The following is a 15,307-nucleotide window of genomic DNA, read 5'->3' as shown; positions in this document are numbered from 1 at the left end:
AATAGATTCCTTTTAATATTGCTATATATTAATAATATAATTTTTTATAAGTTGTTTATATTAGTTATTTTTTAATAAACTCTTTTGTTTCTTTTTTACTTAAAGTTTTTATTTGAAATTGTTTTAATAAAGTATTGGTTTTTTTCTATTAAATTATATTTCATTTCTACTGAATTCCAAACGTTATAATAAATATATTTTGAATCTAAAATAATAAGTATTTTACAACGTCTTTTTTTATTGAATAATTCTTAATCTTTTTTTAAAAATAACCCCAAAGAAATTATCAATACTTTTAAAGGTAGTAATAATAATTTAATTTACATTCTAAAACTTTATTTTATAACTAGATTTAAATTAGGATGAAGTATTATTATCTAACATTTTAAATAAATCTGATAAACCCTAAACAATTAGAACGAAAATAATCTAAAATAATACATTCTTGACCTTGGCAATCATATAAAACATCATTACTACCGGATGAAATATAAGTTTGATAATTTTTATCTTTGGTAATTATATAAGCATTGATAACAAGTTCACAAATTCTTAATTTCATTTTTATTTTAATCCTTTTTATTTTTTTTAAAAAATAAATTTTGCATTTTCTTGCTCCTTTTTAAAATTGGGCATAAAGAAAGATCTTAATTTAAAGGATTAAAATTTTATATTAAATTATTTTTTCTTTTTATTAGGTTTTGAAGTTGAAGATATATTTTGGGTCGATGTATTCCTTTTTTTGTCATTATAAAACAATTTAGTTAATTTGTTTAAATTAATTTGTATTCCTTTTTTGTTAAAAAAATTTAATATTTTCCTCTAATGTATCTACCGCTTCCTCTATAATATCGATATTTTTCTTTAATTTGCCTTCAGAATTATTATTACAAGTTGCCATTACTTGAGGATTGTTGGTGATAAAAAATAATCCTAAAAAAGTAAATAAAACTATTTGAAATAAATATAATTGTTTTTTAAATCTAAAATTAACATTTTTTTCTCTTTTCTAATTTTTATTTATATTTTCTTTAGTGTTAAATTTCTTAGTATAAAGGGTGAGGTATTGTTTTACTGGGTTGAAGTGGAGATAGTAGGTTTTTGAATCGTAATAACTTTTACTTTCTCTTTGTTGATTTTTGCTTTGAAACCATTCATCTTCAGTTTCTATTTTGTTGTTTTTAATTGTATGTGAATCACTTTGGTTGGTTGTATTGATTTTTATTATACCAAATGAAAGCAATTATTCCAATTACCAACGTACCCAAAATTATTTTAATATAATGAATTTGATTTTAAATTAGTTTTTGTAATTCTCTTTTTATTTTGTTTGTTTTTGATAAAAATAAAAACATAAAGAAATTATAACAAAAAGAAGAAATAAAAAAACTATAATTATTAATTTTAAAATAGTTCCATATTGAAAATACTCCCCTTTTTATTATTTTAACTTATCATTATTTTAACATAAACAAAAACAATAATGCAAAGAAAATTGCATTATTGTTGCCACCAAAGTTTTAGAGCTTTCCATGCGTATATGATTTTGTTAACAACCACCCCAGCAGAAGCATTAAATAATATAAAAAATCCTTTAATTGCGGAATATATTGATGATACTGAAAATGATTTTTAGTTTTATTATTTTAAAATATTTAATTTCCTTTAATTTTAAAGATTTTTTTATTTATTGTATATTATTTTTTATAGTATTTTTTTACTAAATCATCTTTTTTTTGATTTTAGTGTTGGTTGGAATAATATTTTTTTAATTATTTTTAATATGATAAAAACAATAATTTTTTTATATAGGAAAATTAACAATTTTAATTTATCCTTTAAAATTATTTAGTTCATTGTTTGATTTTTTAATGAAAATATTAACGATTTTTAAAGATGATGCCCCCCTATTATAAAGTTTCTTTCTCAGAGTGTTGATGTTCTTATTCTCAAAGATTTAGATCCCAATGGTGGTTTATTGAAGGGAGCAAAACAAGTTGGTAAAACTGTTTTAGTTGGTGTTACTGTAATTGCTCTTAGAATTGTTGGTAGTTCTTTTAAATACTGTTGTTGTAATAGGGAATTTATTATTTAAAATTGTTTTAAGAATATTAGATATTATTTAATTATTCTTAAATATTGTTTATTTTATTAAAAAATGTTATAATAATGCTGAGTTTTGGCTTTTCTTTTTTTTACATTGTTAAAATGAAACAAAATTATAAAGGAATATAAAAAATAATTATGAAAATAATTAAATTTAATAATAGTCAATATCTTTTAATTACTTTTTTAATTACTGCTGCTATTTTACTTTTTTGTGTTTTAGATAGGTAGGCTTGCTTATAAATATCATTTAGAAACCGAAGAAAGACGTAAATTACAAGAAGTAGATATTAAAGCAAAAGCAAGAGAGTTGAATAACGATATATATAATGAAAATAAAAAAAATTAAAGAAGAAAACGAATATTTAAAAAGTGTCCCTTTATTATACCAAAAAACGCCTTTACCGTGAACTATCTCAGTAAAGGAGTAGTTTTGTGTTTAAGGAGAACAAACAATGCTACATTTAAATGATTTAACTATGAATAAAGAGTTTATTAGTTTATCTTTTCATGTTCTTAAAACATTTAATGCAATTAAAAGAGGTACTTTTAATAAAGAACAAATTAAAGCTTTTGATAATATTTATTTTTTGTTAAGACTACTGATTTCGGGCAAGGTTTTTTTCTAAGATTATGTCTTCACACTATTGGCTAATATTAGTTATGAATAAAAAGAAATCCAAGAAAAAATAGAATTTATTAAATTACATATGAGACCTATGTCTGATAAATATTATTTGTTTTTAAGAAATAAAACTAAGAAACTTTTTTAAAAAAACTCATAAATTTATTTGTTTAATGATTGCTGAAAATAAAGATGAACTGACATCAATTGATATTTAAAGCAAAGTTAAAGATATCATAAGAAATATTAGTCTAAACTTTTGGAACACCTCATCTTTTTTATTATTTTAATTGTTATCTTTTTTCTTTTTTCTCCAAATCTAAAATCAAATCTCTTAATGTAGCTGCTTTTTCAAAATCAAGGGCTTTGGCAGCTTCTTTCATCGTTTTTTGTAAACGTTTAATTTCTTTATTTTTAGCTGTCATATTTGTATTTATTTGCAACTTTTTTTGCACCTTACTCTTACCCTTTTCATTTTTGATCCTTTCTTTTTGTTTTATTGAAATTGTTTCTAAAATAGTTTTGTTAAGAGCAGTTGGTGTTACTTTCATTGTTTCGTTGTATTGTTTTTGGATTTTTCTTCTACGATAAGTTTCTTCAATGGCAATTTGCATAGCAGGAGAAATACAATCAGCATACATAATAGCTTTTCCTGTAATGTTTCTAGCTGCTCTTCCAATAGTTTGGATAAGGCTTCTTTCGTTTCTTAAAAAACCTTGTTTATCAGCATCCAAAATAGCTACTAAAGCTACTTCAGGTAAGTCAAGTCCTTCTCTCAAAAGATTAACTCCCACCAAACAATCGTATTTTCCCAATCTTAGATCTTTTAAAATTTCAAGTCTTTGCAAAGATTTAATTTCACTATGTAAATAAGCTACTTTGATGCCTAAATTTTTTAAATAAGTAGTTAGGTCTTCGCTCATATTAATAGTTAAAGTTGTTATCAAAATTCTTTGATTGTTTTTAGTTTGGTGTTTAATTTCAAAGTAAAGATCGTCCATTTGGTTGTTGGTGGGTCTCACTTCAATTTCTGGATCAAGAACAAAAGTAGGTCTTATAATTTGTTCTACAATGGGGATTTTTTTAGTTAATTCATAGTCTCCAGGAGTAGCTGAAAGATAGATAACTTTATTCATTTTCTCTTGGAATTCATTGAATTTTAAAGGTCTGTTATCAAGGGCGCTTGGTAGTCTGAAACCGAAATTTACTAAGTTGTTTTTGCGAGAAAAATCACCAAAATACATTCCTTTAATTTGGGGTATAGTTACATGAGATTCATCAACAATGGTTAAAAAATCATTTCCAAAAAAATCAATTAAAGTGGATGGCGCCTCGCCTTTTCCTTTGAGTGCCAAGTGTCTTGAATAATTTTCAACACCATTGCAATTGCCTATTTGTTCTAACATTTCTAAATCGTGTAAAGTACGCATTTTAATTTTTTGAGCTGCTAAAAGTTGGTTAGTTTTTTCAAAATGATTAATTTGTTCCTTTAATTCTTGGCGAATTCTTTTGATGCTTTCTTGTAATTTTTGGTTATTTGTAGCATATAGACTAGCAGGGAAAAGAGTAATTAATTTAAGGTTAGCAATTGCTTTGCCATTTAAAACATAAAAATTTTGAATATTTTCAATTTCATTGCCAAAAAAAATAATGCGGATACCAATTTCTTTGCTAGATGAAGCAATAATTTCTATAATGTCGCCTCTTACTCGAAAAGTGCCTCTTTGAAAATTAATTTCGTTTCTTTGGTATTTTAATTCTATTAACTTGTTAATTAAATTTTTTCTTTCGTACTTGTCTCCAATTTGTAAATGTAGTGTTGATTTTTGATAATCTTTAAGGTCACCTACTCCATAAATGCACGAAACAGAAGCAACTACAATTACATCATCTCGGTTAATTAACGAACCTGCGGCACTATGACGCAACTGATCAATTTCATCATTGATTTTGGAGTCTTTTTCGATGTAAGTGTCGCTTGATGCTACATATGCTTCTGGTTGGTAGTAATCATAATAAGAAATAAAATATTCTACTCGATTGTTGGGAAACATGGCTTTTAATTCGTTGTAAAGCTGTCCTGCTAATGTTTTATTATGAGCAATAACCAAAGTTTTTTGTTGTAAATGTTGAATAATATTTGCAATGGTAAAAGTTTTTCCAGTGCCAGTAGCTCCCAAAAGAATTTGTTCTTTTAAACCTTGTTTAAAGTTATTAACTAATTTTTGAATTGCTTGAGGTTGGTCGCCACTTGGTTTTAAAGAACTTTGCAATTTAAATAAATTTGTTAAACTCATTTGTTGCTCCTTGCATTTTTTTGATTTTGGTTATTTTTGTGGTTTAATTTCAAAATATTTAGATGGTTGTTCTAAAATTTTGTTAATATTTTTTTAATGAATATTTATTTGCCCACTTCTATAAACTCTTTTTAATTAACAAAAACAATTTTTGATTAATTCCTATTTTTTGAAAATCTTGCAAAGTAGCTTTTTTGATGGCTTCTAAACTTTCAAAATGATTTAATATGGCTTTTTTTCTAACAACGCCAACTCCTTTTATGTTTGATAAAGTGGTTTTATAATCCAGTTTTTTTTGGTTTTGCGGTGAAAAGAAACGGCGAAACGATGGACTTCTTCGCTTAAACTTTTTAAAAAATGAAATAAATTAGGATCTTGTTCCAACATTAATTTTTCTTGAAAAGTTACAAGATGAGTTAATTGATGTTTGTTATTTTTTTGCAATGCTCCTAAAGGAATTTCATAGCCCAGTTTCTTTAAAGTTTTTTGGCTTTGCCTTAGCTGTACTAAACTGCCATCAACCAAAATTAAATCTGTTGCATCATTTTCAGCTTCCTTGCCTTTGTTATAACAACGCGTAAGTGTTTCTTCAAAAGCTTGATATTCGTTAGGTAATTCACCTTTAATGTGAAAAGTTCGATAAAGTTTTTTGTCAAATTCAAAATGATTAAACACAATTCTTGCCGCCACAAAGGCTTTTCCAAATAGTTGAGAATTGTCAAAAACATCAATTCTTTTGATATCTTTATTAAAAATAATTGCCAATTTGTTTAATGCTTCTTGTATTTTTTGGTCTTTGGATTGATAGATTAAATTATTGTGAGATAAATCATTTTGGGCGTTTTTTAAGGCTAGTAAAAAAAGTTTCTTTTTGTCTCCCTTATGATAAATATTTACTTTGGTTTGCAAGATTTGTTCCAATAAAGTTTGGTTAGTTATCGTTTGTTGCAAAATATTTTCATCTTGGTTTTTTCCTGTAATAATTATATCTGGTTTAATGTTTTTTTGATAATAACAATTAAGATAAGTTAAAATATTTTCGCATACAAAGCCAACATATGAAAAAACACTCCGATAAGAATCAACGATATTTCCTTGGCGAATTTTTAAAATTTGAATTGCTATTTGGTCTTGATTAAATGCATAGGCAAAAATATCGCAATTTTTGAGTTTTTGATTACTGATAAGTTGTTTTTTTGTGGTCTGTTTGATTGAATCAATAATGTCGCGGTATTCTTGGGCTTTTTCATAAAACATTTTTTCGCTGGCTTTTTGCATTAAATGGTGTAATTTTTTTAAAATATCTTTGATATTGCCTTTTAAAAATTTAGTAATTGCATCAATATTAGGCTTATAATTAATTGTTTTTCCTGCACAAGCGCCGAGGCATTGATTGATGTGAAAATGAAGACACGGTTTTTTTGATGCTAACTGACATCTCCTTAAAGGATACAAAAGATGCAACAATTTTAAGGTTTCTTTGGTGCTTTTAAGATTGGGATAAGGACCAAAAATTATTTTTCCTGGAGGAATTTGTTTGAATCGTGAAATTTTTAATTGTGGGTGTTTTTCTTTGGTAATTTCAATATAAGGATAAGTTTTGTCATCCAAAAGTTTGAAATTATATTTAGGAGTGTGTGTTTTGATTAAGTTAGCTTCTAAAATTAAGGCTTCTTGTTCGTTGTTAGTAATAATGTAGAAAAAGTCTTGGGTTTCTTCAATTAACATCGCTGTTTTTAAGTTGTTTCTTTTGGTAAAATAACTTTGGACGCGTTTTTTTAAATTTTTGGCTTTACCAACATAAATGATTGTGTCTTTTGTGTTTTTAAAAAAGATAACAACCAGGATTGGGCGGTAAAGTTTTTATTTTTTCTAAAAGAATTGACATTTTAAATTGCTTCCGTTTATTGAATTGTTTTTTTGATTTTTTATCCAATTTAATAGTGTTTTTATTTTTCAGGTTTGAATTTGGCTTTTTTCATTTTATTTATTTTATTTTTTTGTAAAAAAATTTATTTTCTTGCTTTGTTTGTTGATTTTTGGAATATTTGTTTTTTTGTTTGTTTTCATTAACTTTATTATATCAAAATTAATATTATTATTTTGAAATTATTTAAAATTTTTAAAGCATTTGCGATAATAAACTTATTTTTTTCAAACTAAAATAATAATGAAAAAATATCAAAACTAAAAGACTTGAAAGAATAGGTGATAATTGAACAAATTGCCACCCTATTTATAAAAAAATAAAAAAAAGAGATTAAAATGGCTTGAAATTACAGACGTTATTATTCCAGTAAAAAATCTTTTAGAATAAATAAATTAACTTTAGGATTTTTTTCAATATTGGTTTTCACCTAAATTAGGTCTTGTTATTCTGCTGCTGTTTATTTTGCTTCAAAAGGTTATTTATTAATAGTTAAATAATAAAAAAAGAATTGTAAAAATCAAAAAAATTATTTATAGAGATGATGGAACTATTAAAAAAAAATTATGAAAATGTTGTTTAATTAAAGATTATAGTCGTACATTTTATTATAATCCTGATAGCAAAACAATAGATTATATTAAGGAATATAATCTATTGTTTTCTAAATACTAAAAAATATTTGGTGCAGTCCTATAACAAAGAAAAAACATTGATATTGCAGGTACAGGAGATTTTTTTTGATAATCTTTTTCTAGGTTTTTATTTGAAATATGAAAGAAATATTAAAAATGATTTGGCTCATGCTGTTTTTTTTTTATCTTAATAAAATTGTTCAAAATACTTTTTTATCTAAGCAACAAGAATTGCAATGTTTTTCTGTTTTATACAAACAAGTTAATTCAGCAAAAATACCTCAATTTATAGAAATTAACTATTAAATTATTTATTAAATAAAAAATGCCTTTTTATAAAAAAAGACCAACTTTTTAAGTCAGCCATAATGTTATTTTTGTGAATATTTTAATTTTTTAGTGTTTTAATACAGTTATTTTTTGCAATTTTAACTACATCCAAAAAATAAAATCTTTACAATCCATTCGAAAAGCTTTATTTTTGGGTTTTTCTTGTGATTTCCCAATAGCAACCAACAATACAGGCAAATATTGAAAATCAATATTTAGTCCTTCATTGATTTTTTTTGCGTTAAACCCTCCCATAGGACAAACATCATAACCATATTTTTTAGCAGCTAACATCAATTGCAACGCTCCGATACCACCTTCTAAAAATAACTCATTTTTTAGTTTTGATTGGGAAATTTGTTTGTAATAATCATCAATTTTTGTAATTATTTGTAATTTGGTTGTATCAGATATTTGTTTTTTTAAAAAATTCTTGTTGATAAATTTTTTCAGCTAAGGTATTTTTTTGAGTATCGCAACACAACAAAATCATAGCAGAACAAGTTTCTAATTGAGTTTTGTTACCATATAAAAAAGGAGCTATTTTTTGTTTACTCTTTTCGCCTTTAAAAACAAAAAAACGCCATGGTTGTAAATTAAAAGCAGAGGGTGCTTGGAAAACTGTACCCAAAATTGCTTCTAAAATGTTGTTTTGTATTTCATGATTTGCACAAAATTGACGCACACTTTTAATTTTTAAAAAATCCATAAAAACTCCTCCAATCCAATTTAATTCAAATTATCAAATATATTATGAGTTGAAACATAAAAATATACTTAAATTTTATAAAAAAGGTAACCAAACTCAATTATAATAAATTATCATGTAAAAATAGTTATAAAATCAAAGGAAAAATGTTATGTTAATATATCAAATATACTATTTTTATGGTTTTTTTAGACAAAAATAGGATAAAAATAGCCTATTTTGTAGTTTATCCCTTTTTTAATAAACCCTAATTTTATCTTTTTTTGATTTTTAAAATGTTTTTTTAATAAAATTAGAGTTATTTTTTTCAAATTTGCAATTTTTTTTATTTTTAAATATTTTCAGAAATTAATTGACACATTTTTTGAAACTTTTCAAAAGTGAAATTGGTTTTTTTAGTTTATTTGTAAGGTTTTAAAACCCTTTTTGTTGTATTTTACTAAGTTTTACTACAAAATTAATTACTATACAATCATCAAATTTAGTTTTTTGAGGGGCTTTAATTGCTAATTTGTAGTATTTTTTCCATTTGTGTCAATATAAGTATATTTTATTTTCTTTTTTAACTACAAACTCATTTGAAATTCCGTAATTTTTTTTATAAGAAATACATTTTCTTTTTTTGTCTTTTGGTTTTAATCCTATAACCCAAACCCCACTTGTATTTGGTTAGAAATTATTTAATATAGGCTAGGTCATTTGCCAAGTAAATAAAAATTTAAGCCTTTTTTTAAAATTAGTTTTAGTGGGGTTTTCGTACTTATCTAACTTGTTTGGGCATTTGGTTTTATTCATTTTAATATTTCTAGTTTGTCCAGGGGAAATTACTTTTAAAAAATCTTTAATTTAGTCTTTTTGGTTGTTTGGCAGTTGTTTGGGTTGAAGTGTATGTTTGAGTTTGTGGGACTTGTTGGTTTTTGTTTTGTACCATTTTGCTCTTAAAAATTGTTGTTAATAGGTGTTTAGTTGGTTCAAAAAATCTTGTGGAACATAAAGATATTGTAAAGACCATGCATAGTTAGTTTTTTGGTCTTTGTGGGATAAAATTGTTAATTCAAACAACGAATCAGCTGTTTGTCTATTTAAAAATTGTTCTATATTGTTGTATTCTTTTTCTTTTTCCGGAAAATTATCTATAATTGGGATTTCTAAAGTTTGGGAGTGAATTAGAAAATTTTTAATTGCAATACCAAATCCCCAGTTAAAATAAATCACTTTTAAAAAGTTTTTATTTGTACTAATATAGTTTTGTTTAATTTTTATTCGTTTTCATTCATTTTTTATCCTCCCTAGGATTGAAATTTGGGATTGTTTACTGCTTTAACTCGTTTTTTAAAAAAGTTATTTAATGTTTTAAATACATTTTTAGATAAAAATATAAAATAAAAGCCACTATGTGAAGTAGTGGTAGAAATAGAGTATAAATTGATGTGTTAGTAATCAAAGTGGTTAGGAATTTTTAGTTCCACAAATATTATATATATTTACATATATATTATAATATAATATGTTTTGTTTGTAAAGTATAAAAATTAATATTTTTTGTTTGTTTTTTGAAATAAAAAAGGATGTTGATGTTGTAAGATAGTCTTTATTTGGCCTAAAAAGTTGCGCTGTTCCGTTTTTTTAGACAACTTTTGTCTTTAAAATTGTCTAAAAAAACGTGTTGGCGTTTTTGTTATTATGCAAAAAATGTGTGAAATATAATAAAAAACTACCTAATTTAGGTAGTTTTTTTAGTTTAAAAATATATTTAATTATTTAATTAGCTTTTTGTTTTTTTTATAAAATAAAGAACAAAAGCTGCAAAAACTAAAAGCGCTAAAAAAACACCTAATGCAACTAGTAATTTAGTTTTATCTTTGTATGTTTTAAAAACTTCTTGAGCTAATTCAGCAACTTTTTTATCAAGTTTTTGAGTTACATTTGCAAATTTGCCTTTAGCTGTTATTTTTGTTTTATCAACTTTATTAGTAACTGCATCTTTATCTTCATCTTTAACCCATTGAGATACTTCCGCATCAACTGCTTCATTAACTAATTTTGATAATACATCATTAACTACTGTATCTTTTGCAACTTTATCTTCTGTTCCTGCAGTTTTAGCTTCTTGAGCTAATTCAGCAACTTTTTTATCAAGTTTTTGAGTTACTTCTTTAACTTCAGATTTAACTTCATCTTTAACTGTTTTTTCTGTATTTGCATCAAGCAAAGTAACTGCTTTGTCTTGAACTAAAGCTTTAATAGCTTCTTTTGCTAATTCATCAACAGTTTTTGTTAATTTGTTTTCTACAATTGGAGCTTTGCCTTTAATAGCAGTTTTAACTTCTTCTTCTTCATCTTCTTTCAATAAAGCAACTACTTTTTCATCAAATAAAACTTTAATAGCTTCTTTTGCTAATTCATCAACAGTTTTTGTTAATTTGTTTTCTACAATTGGAGCTTTGCCTTTAATAGCAGTTTTAACTTCTTCTTCTTCTTCTTCATCTTCTTTCAATAAAGCAACTACTTTTTCATCAAATAAAACTTTAATAGCAGTTTTAACTTTTTTGTTACATTTGTTTTAAACGTTGTTTTAACTTCTGAACTTTTTAATACTTGATTTAATTCTTTTTCAACAAAAGTTTTTTTAACTTGTGCTGCAAAAGTTGTAACTTTATCTTTAACTTGTTGTAAAACTTTTGCATCATTTACTAATTCAGTTTTATCAACTTTATTAGTAACTGCATCTTTATCTTCATCTTTAACCCATTGAGATACTTCCGCATCAACTGCTTCATTAACTAATTTTGATAATACATCATTAACTACTGTATCTTTTGCAACTTTATCTTCTGTTCCTGCAGTTTTAGCTTCTTGAGCTAATTCAGCAACTTTTTTTATCAAGTTTTTTGAGTTACTTCTTTAACTTCAGATTTAACTTCATCTTTAACTGTTTTTTCTGTATTTGCATCAAGCAAAGTAACTGCTTTGTCTTGAACTAAAGCTTTAATAGCTTCTTTTGCTAATTCATCAACAGTTTTTGTTAATTTGTTTTCTACAATTGGAGCTTTGCCTTTAATAGCAGTTTTAACTTCTTCTTCTTCATCTTCTTTCAATAAAGCAACTACTTTTTCATCAAATAAAACTTTAATAGCAGTTTTAACTTTTTTTGTTACATTTGTTTTAAACGTTGTTTTAACTTCTGAACTTTTTAATACTTGATTTAATTCTTTTTCAACAAAAGTTTTTTTAACTTGTGCTGCAAAAGTTGTAACTTTATCTTTAACTTGTTGTAAAACTTTTGCATCATTTACTAATTCAGTTTTATCAACTTTATTAGTAACTGCATCTTTATCTTCATCTTTAACCCATTGAGATACTTCCGCATCAACTGCTTCATTAACTAATTTTGATAATACATCATTAACTACTGTATCTTTTGCAACTTTATCTTCTGTTCCTGCAGTTTTAGCTTCTTGAGCTAATTCAGCAACTTTTTTATCAAGTTTTTGAGTTACTTCTTTAACTTCAGATTTAACTTCATCTTTAACTGTTTTTTCTGTATTTGCATCAAGCAAAGTAACTGCTTTGTCTTGAACTAAAGCTTTAATAGCTTCTTTTGCTAATTCATCAACAGTTTTTGTTAATTTGTTTTCTACAATTGGAGCTTTGCCTTTAATAGCAGTTTTAACTTCTTCTTCTTCATCTTCTTTCAATAAAGCAACTACTTTTTCATCAAATAAAACTTTAATAGCAGTTTTAACTTTTTTGTTACATTTGTTTTAAACGTTGTTTTAACTTCTGAACTTTTTAATACTTGATTTAATTCTTTTTCAACAAAAGTTTTTTTAACTTGTGCTGCAAAAGTTGTAACTTTATCTTTAACTTGTTGTAAAACTTTTGCATCATTTACTAATTCAGTTTTATCAACTTTATTAGTAACTGCATCTTTATCTTCATCTTTAACCCATTGAGATACTTCCGCATCAACTGCTTCATTAACTAATTTTGATAATGTATCATCAACTGCTGTATCTTTTGGAGTTTCTTCATCTGCTCCATTTGCCATAATATTGCTATTAATAATATTAAAAATAAAAAATAAACTAACCAAAAATAATAAACTAAAAACTAAAAGAGATTTGCTCTTCTTACTTAAATTATTTGTTTTCATTTGTCGTGTTATACACCTTTCCTTCTTTGTAATAGGAATCATTAAGCGATTAATGATTGCTATTAAATAATATTATAACATAAAAAAAGAAAAAAGCCAGTTAAGTTAGTTTAATTTATTAATTATTATAATTGTTTAAAAGTTTTATTTATTATCTTGTTTTTTTGGTCTTTAGTTTTATCTTCTTTTTTTCTTTTTCTTGTAATTTTTGAAATGTTTGGTCGTATTTTCTTTTAAAGTTCATATGTTGTGTAAGATTTAGTAAAAATTTTGTTATTTAACTCTGTCTTTAGTTTCTTTTACAACTTCTTTAGTAACTGCATCATTTTCTTCCAAAATTTCTAAAACCTTGTTTTTGTTGTTTCGGTTGTAAAACCTGAGGTGTTCCAAAAGTTTAGACACTTTTTACTTTTTTAAAAAAATCTTTTGAATTGTTATTAAATTTGTATTATGAAAAATTAAATTATTATAATTTAATAACTTTTGATGGTTTATTAATTGAAACTAGTGATTTTATTGAATTTGTTGAAATAAATAATGGTTTAATTTATAATCGTCCTGTTTTTATTGATGAATTTCAAGAAAGATTTGATAAAATTAATAAAAATTTAGATAAACTAAAGAAGATTTAAAAGAACTGAAAAAAGATTTAAAATAAATAATTAAAACAAAGAAATAATCAATAAATTAAATGAAATCAACAAAGAAAGCGAGTAAAATCATATGGCTAAAAAAATAATTGTCACAAAAAAATCCCAACTAAAACCACCAAATAAATCCAATGTAAAAAAACCCAAAACAAAATCCCTTATTAAACAACCACCATCAAAAAAACTAACCAAAATACCTATAAAAAAATCAAAAATAATTCAACCTCAAATAAAAACAATTACAAAATCACCTATAATCAAAAAACCTCCAAAACAAATTACCAAAAACAATCCAAAACCTCCAAAAATAATTGTTGAAACCCAACAAAAGCAAGATAATTGGTTTGTAAAAATAATCAAAAAAATAACAAAACCAATCCTTACTTTATTACTAATCACACTAATTGGAGGGGCAATATGGTTAATAATTTCTAAATTCTTCCCTGAAACAGCAGCTAAAATTGGACCAATGGCTAAAGCTGCTTGGGAAAAAACCAAAGATTTTGCTCATTATATAAATGAACGCTGTAAGAATTTTTTAGAATGGTTAGGATTTCCTTTGAAACTAATTCCTTACATATTTAATAGTATTATTATTGCATTTGGCCTCATTTTGGGTTTATCTTGTCTTGGAATACCAGTTATAGGACCTTGCATAGGTTTAACAATATTAATTGCAACAGGTATTTATATTTGAATGATTGGATATTTTAACGAAACCAACACCCAAAGCCAAAACTCCACCCCCAAATTTAGTAGAAGTTTATGATTTAGATGCTATCAAAGCAACAGAAGAATCAAAACTAAAAAAAGAGTTAACAGAATATGCAACAAAACTTTCTCAAGAAGGAAAAACCCCAAAAGAAATTGAACAAAAAATTAATGAAAGAATAGAAAAAACCAAAGAATTAAAAAAACAACTGAATTAAGGGATTCTAAACAAACCCCTCAACAACCAAACTCAAACCAAAAAAGAAAAAAATACAAAAAGTTTATGGAATCCTGAACTTCAACAACAAATAGAAAAAATAATTCAACAAGAAAGAGAAAAACAAAAGATTTTAGAAACCGAAAAGGGATATTTAAACATTAACCTTCAAGCTCAACAACTAGAAAAATTATCCCTTGAAGGAAAAATAATTGAATTACAATCTCAACTTAAAACTAAAGAAATAACACTCCAACAAACTAAAGATTTATCCGAAGAAGAAAAAAACAAATTACAATCAGAAATCGAAGTAATAAAAAATAATATTACAAACCAGAATGAATTAATAGTAAAAAAAGATAATGAGTTGATTTTTTCAAAAGAAAAAATAACAACTTTAGAAAAACAATTAGCTTCAAATATTAAAGATGTAAATCAATTAAAAATTGAAATTGAACAAAAACAAATAGAATTAGAAAACAAAGAACAAAAATTAATAGACCAGAAAAACTTATCAACAAACGAAATCAAACAATTAAATTTTTGAAATTAATTATTTAAGGAAACCAACTTAAAAGTTGGTATTTTTTTAATGGTTCTTTAATCGCCTATAATATTTGAAAAAATTGAAATTAGTAAATGTAAAGTTTTTTATAAAGGCGCTTTTGATAAAAAAGATTATATTAATAAAGTTGTTTCATATGTTAGTAAATATGTTTCTAAAAATGATAAACAAATTGAATCAAATCCTAATAAAGGAATTGATTTTTATAGTCGTCATTTGTTTGGATTTTCTCGCACATGTTTTCTTGTCCTCAAGAATCTTTTTTGGCATTATTTCCTTACGATATAATTAAAGAAATAGAATTAAGTTCATTTCCAATTGTTAATTTTATTTTTTCTAATATATTTGAATGGAATATTAAAAAAATAATTAATGGAAG

At 24.7% G+C, this 15,307-nt stretch carries 20 protein-coding genes; 7 read left to right on the top strand and 13 right to left on the bottom strand.

The window, feature by feature from the left end; translation table 11 throughout:
• Positions 1–799 precede the first annotated feature (799 nt).
• Positions 800–955 carry an SVM family protein gene (locus BBA70_RS02095; RefSeq protein WP_252861571.1) on the bottom strand — a complete coding sequence of 52 codons (156 nt, stop codon included), beginning with the start codon at positions 953–955 and terminating at the stop codon, positions 800–802.
• Positions 956–1,009: 54 nt separating this feature from the next.
• A complete protein-coding gene (locus tag BBA70_RS02090) occupies positions 1,010–1,243 on the bottom strand; it encodes a hypothetical protein (protein WP_252861567.1) in 234 nt (77 codons plus the stop codon).
• A gap of 240 nt (positions 1,244–1,483) precedes the next feature.
• Here BBA70_RS02090 and BBA70_RS02085 point away from each other — a divergent pair, with 240 nt between their 5' ends.
• Together BBA70_RS02085 and BBA70_RS02080 are read left to right on the top strand one after the other, a co-directional pair.
• Positions 1,484–1,636, top strand: coding sequence for a hypothetical protein (locus tag BBA70_RS02085; RefSeq protein ID WP_011412681.1), 153 nt, complete (start codon positions 1,484–1,486; stop codon positions 1,634–1,636).
• 925 nt (positions 1,637–2,561) lie between these two features.
• Positions 2,562–2,735 carry a hypothetical protein gene (locus BBA70_RS02080; RefSeq protein WP_160122700.1) on the top strand — a complete coding sequence of 58 codons (174 nt, stop codon included), beginning with the start codon at positions 2,562–2,564 and terminating at the stop codon, positions 2,733–2,735.
• 289 nt (positions 2,736–3,024) lie between these two features.
• Here BBA70_RS02080 and uvrB read toward each other — a convergent pair whose 3' ends face one another.
• From uvrB to uvrC, 3 genes are all read right to left on the bottom strand, one after another.
• Positions 3,025–5,028, bottom strand: coding sequence for an excinuclease ABC subunit UvrB (gene uvrB / locus BBA70_RS02075; RefSeq protein ID WP_011412680.1), 2,004 nt, complete (start codon positions 5,026–5,028; stop codon positions 3,025–3,027).
• A 118-nt stretch (positions 5,029–5,146) separates the two neighbouring features.
• Complete coding sequence (locus tag BBA70_RS02070; protein ID WP_252861570.1) at positions 5,147–5,257, bottom strand: hypothetical protein; 111 nt, start codon at positions 5,255–5,257, stop codon at positions 5,147–5,149.
• Between the two features lie 29 nt (positions 5,258–5,286).
• Positions 5,287–6,834, bottom strand: coding sequence for an excinuclease ABC subunit UvrC (gene uvrC / locus BBA70_RS02065; protein WP_252861569.1), 1,548 nt, complete (start codon positions 6,832–6,834; stop codon positions 5,287–5,289).
• A gap of 703 nt (positions 6,835–7,537) precedes the next feature.
• Between uvrC and BBA70_RS03970 the strand changes: the two genes are divergently transcribed.
• On the top strand, positions 7,538–7,630 hold the full coding sequence (locus BBA70_RS03970; protein ID WP_425312275.1) for a DUF2963 domain-containing protein: 93 nt from the start codon (positions 7,538–7,540) through the stop codon (positions 7,628–7,630).
• Positions 7,631–8,022: 392 nt separating this feature from the next.
• On the opposite strand, the gene BBA70_RS02060 is transcribed toward BBA70_RS03970, so the two are convergent.
• The 8 genes from BBA70_RS02060 to BBA70_RS03675 form a co-directional block, all read right to left on the bottom strand.
• Entirely contained in the window at positions 8,023–8,277 is a 255-nt protein-coding gene (locus tag BBA70_RS02060) for a nitroreductase family protein (protein ID WP_425312274.1), read from the bottom strand.
• Positions 8,278–8,326: 49 nt separating this feature from the next.
• On the bottom strand, positions 8,327–8,629 hold the full coding sequence (locus tag BBA70_RS02055) for a nitroreductase family protein (protein WP_252861566.1): 303 nt from the start codon (positions 8,627–8,629) through the stop codon (positions 8,327–8,329).
• A gap of 951 nt (positions 8,630–9,580) precedes the next feature.
• Positions 9,581–9,844, bottom strand: a complete 264-nt coding sequence (locus BBA70_RS02050) for a hypothetical protein (RefSeq protein WP_011412677.1) — start codon at positions 9,842–9,844, stop codon at positions 9,581–9,583.
• 550 nt (positions 9,845–10,394) lie between these two features.
• The gene (locus BBA70_RS02045; RefSeq protein WP_252861565.1) at positions 10,395–11,126 is read right to left on the bottom strand and encodes a hypothetical protein; all 732 of its coding nucleotides are present in this window, start codon (positions 11,124–11,126) and stop codon (positions 10,395–10,397) included.
• Positions 11,127–11,134: 8 nt separating this feature from the next.
• The gene (locus BBA70_RS02040; RefSeq protein ID WP_252861564.1) at positions 11,135–11,515 is read right to left on the bottom strand and encodes a hypothetical protein; all 381 of its coding nucleotides are present in this window, start codon (positions 11,513–11,515) and stop codon (positions 11,135–11,137) included.
• Positions 11,512–12,327 carry a hypothetical protein gene (locus BBA70_RS02035; protein ID WP_252861563.1) on the bottom strand — a complete coding sequence of 272 codons (816 nt, stop codon included), beginning with the start codon at positions 12,325–12,327 and terminating at the stop codon, positions 11,512–11,514. The genes BBA70_RS02040 and BBA70_RS02035 overlap by 4 nt, the downstream gene beginning before the upstream one ends.
• An 8-nt stretch (positions 12,328–12,335) precedes the next feature.
• A complete protein-coding gene (locus BBA70_RS02030; RefSeq protein ID WP_252861562.1) occupies positions 12,336–12,785 on the bottom strand; it encodes a hypothetical protein in 450 nt (149 codons plus the stop codon).
• A 273-nt stretch (positions 12,786–13,058) separates the two neighbouring features.
• Positions 13,059–13,187 (bottom strand): hypothetical protein, encoded by a 129-nt coding sequence (locus BBA70_RS03675; protein ID WP_274376781.1) that lies wholly within the window; start codon positions 13,185–13,187, stop codon positions 13,059–13,061.
• Between the two features lie 29 nt (positions 13,188–13,216).
• On the opposite strand from BBA70_RS03675, the gene BBA70_RS02025 reads away from it, so the two are divergent.
• From BBA70_RS02025 to BBA70_RS02010, 4 genes are all read left to right on the top strand, one after another.
• A complete protein-coding gene (locus tag BBA70_RS02025) occupies positions 13,217–13,417 on the top strand; it encodes a hypothetical protein (RefSeq protein WP_252861561.1) in 201 nt (66 codons plus the stop codon).
• 91 nt (positions 13,418–13,508) lie between these two features.
• The gene (locus BBA70_RS02020; RefSeq protein ID WP_252861560.1) at positions 13,509–14,132 is read left to right on the top strand and encodes a hypothetical protein; all 624 of its coding nucleotides are present in this window, start codon (positions 13,509–13,511) and stop codon (positions 14,130–14,132) included.
• Between the two features lie 4 nt (positions 14,133–14,136).
• Complete coding sequence (locus BBA70_RS02015) at positions 14,137–14,364, top strand: hypothetical protein (RefSeq protein ID WP_252861559.1); 228 nt, start codon at positions 14,137–14,139, stop codon at positions 14,362–14,364.
• A gap of 366 nt (positions 14,365–14,730) precedes the next feature.
• Positions 14,731–14,910, top strand: coding sequence for a hypothetical protein (locus tag BBA70_RS02010; RefSeq protein ID WP_252861558.1), 180 nt, complete (start codon positions 14,731–14,733; stop codon positions 14,908–14,910).
• The last annotated feature ends 397 nt before the right edge of the window (positions 14,911–15,307 follow it).

This window comes from New Jersey aster yellows phytoplasma, assembly GCF_002554195.1.
Lineage (GTDB): Bacteria > Bacillota_I > Bacilli_A > Acholeplasmatales > Acholeplasmataceae > Phytoplasma.
Note: the sequence above shows the minus strand (reverse complement) of the source record. Positions and strands in the feature narration are given on the sequence as shown.

Coding starts and splice junctions, on each gene's coding strand:
- BBA70_RS02085 (WP_011412681.1), top strand. CDS start 1,484: ATGCAAAGAAAATTGCATTATTGTTGCCACCAAAGTTTTAGAGCTTTC.
- BBA70_RS02080 (WP_160122700.1), top strand. CDS start 2,562: ATGCTACATTTAAATGATTTAACTATGAATAAAGAGTTTATTAGTTTA.
- uvrB (WP_011412680.1), bottom strand. CDS start 5,028: ATGAGTTTAACAAATTTATTTAAATTGCAAAGTTCTTTAAAACCAAGT.
- BBA70_RS02055 (WP_252861566.1), bottom strand. CDS start 8,629: ATGGATTTTTTAAAAATTAAAAGTGTGCGTCAATTTTGTGCAAATCAT.
- BBA70_RS02030 (WP_252861562.1), bottom strand. CDS start 12,785: ATGAAAACAAATAATTTAAGTAAGAAGAGCAAATCTCTTTTAGTTTTT.
- BBA70_RS02020 (WP_252861560.1), top strand. CDS start 13,509: ATGGCTAAAAAAATAATTGTCACAAAAAAATCCCAACTAAAACCACCA.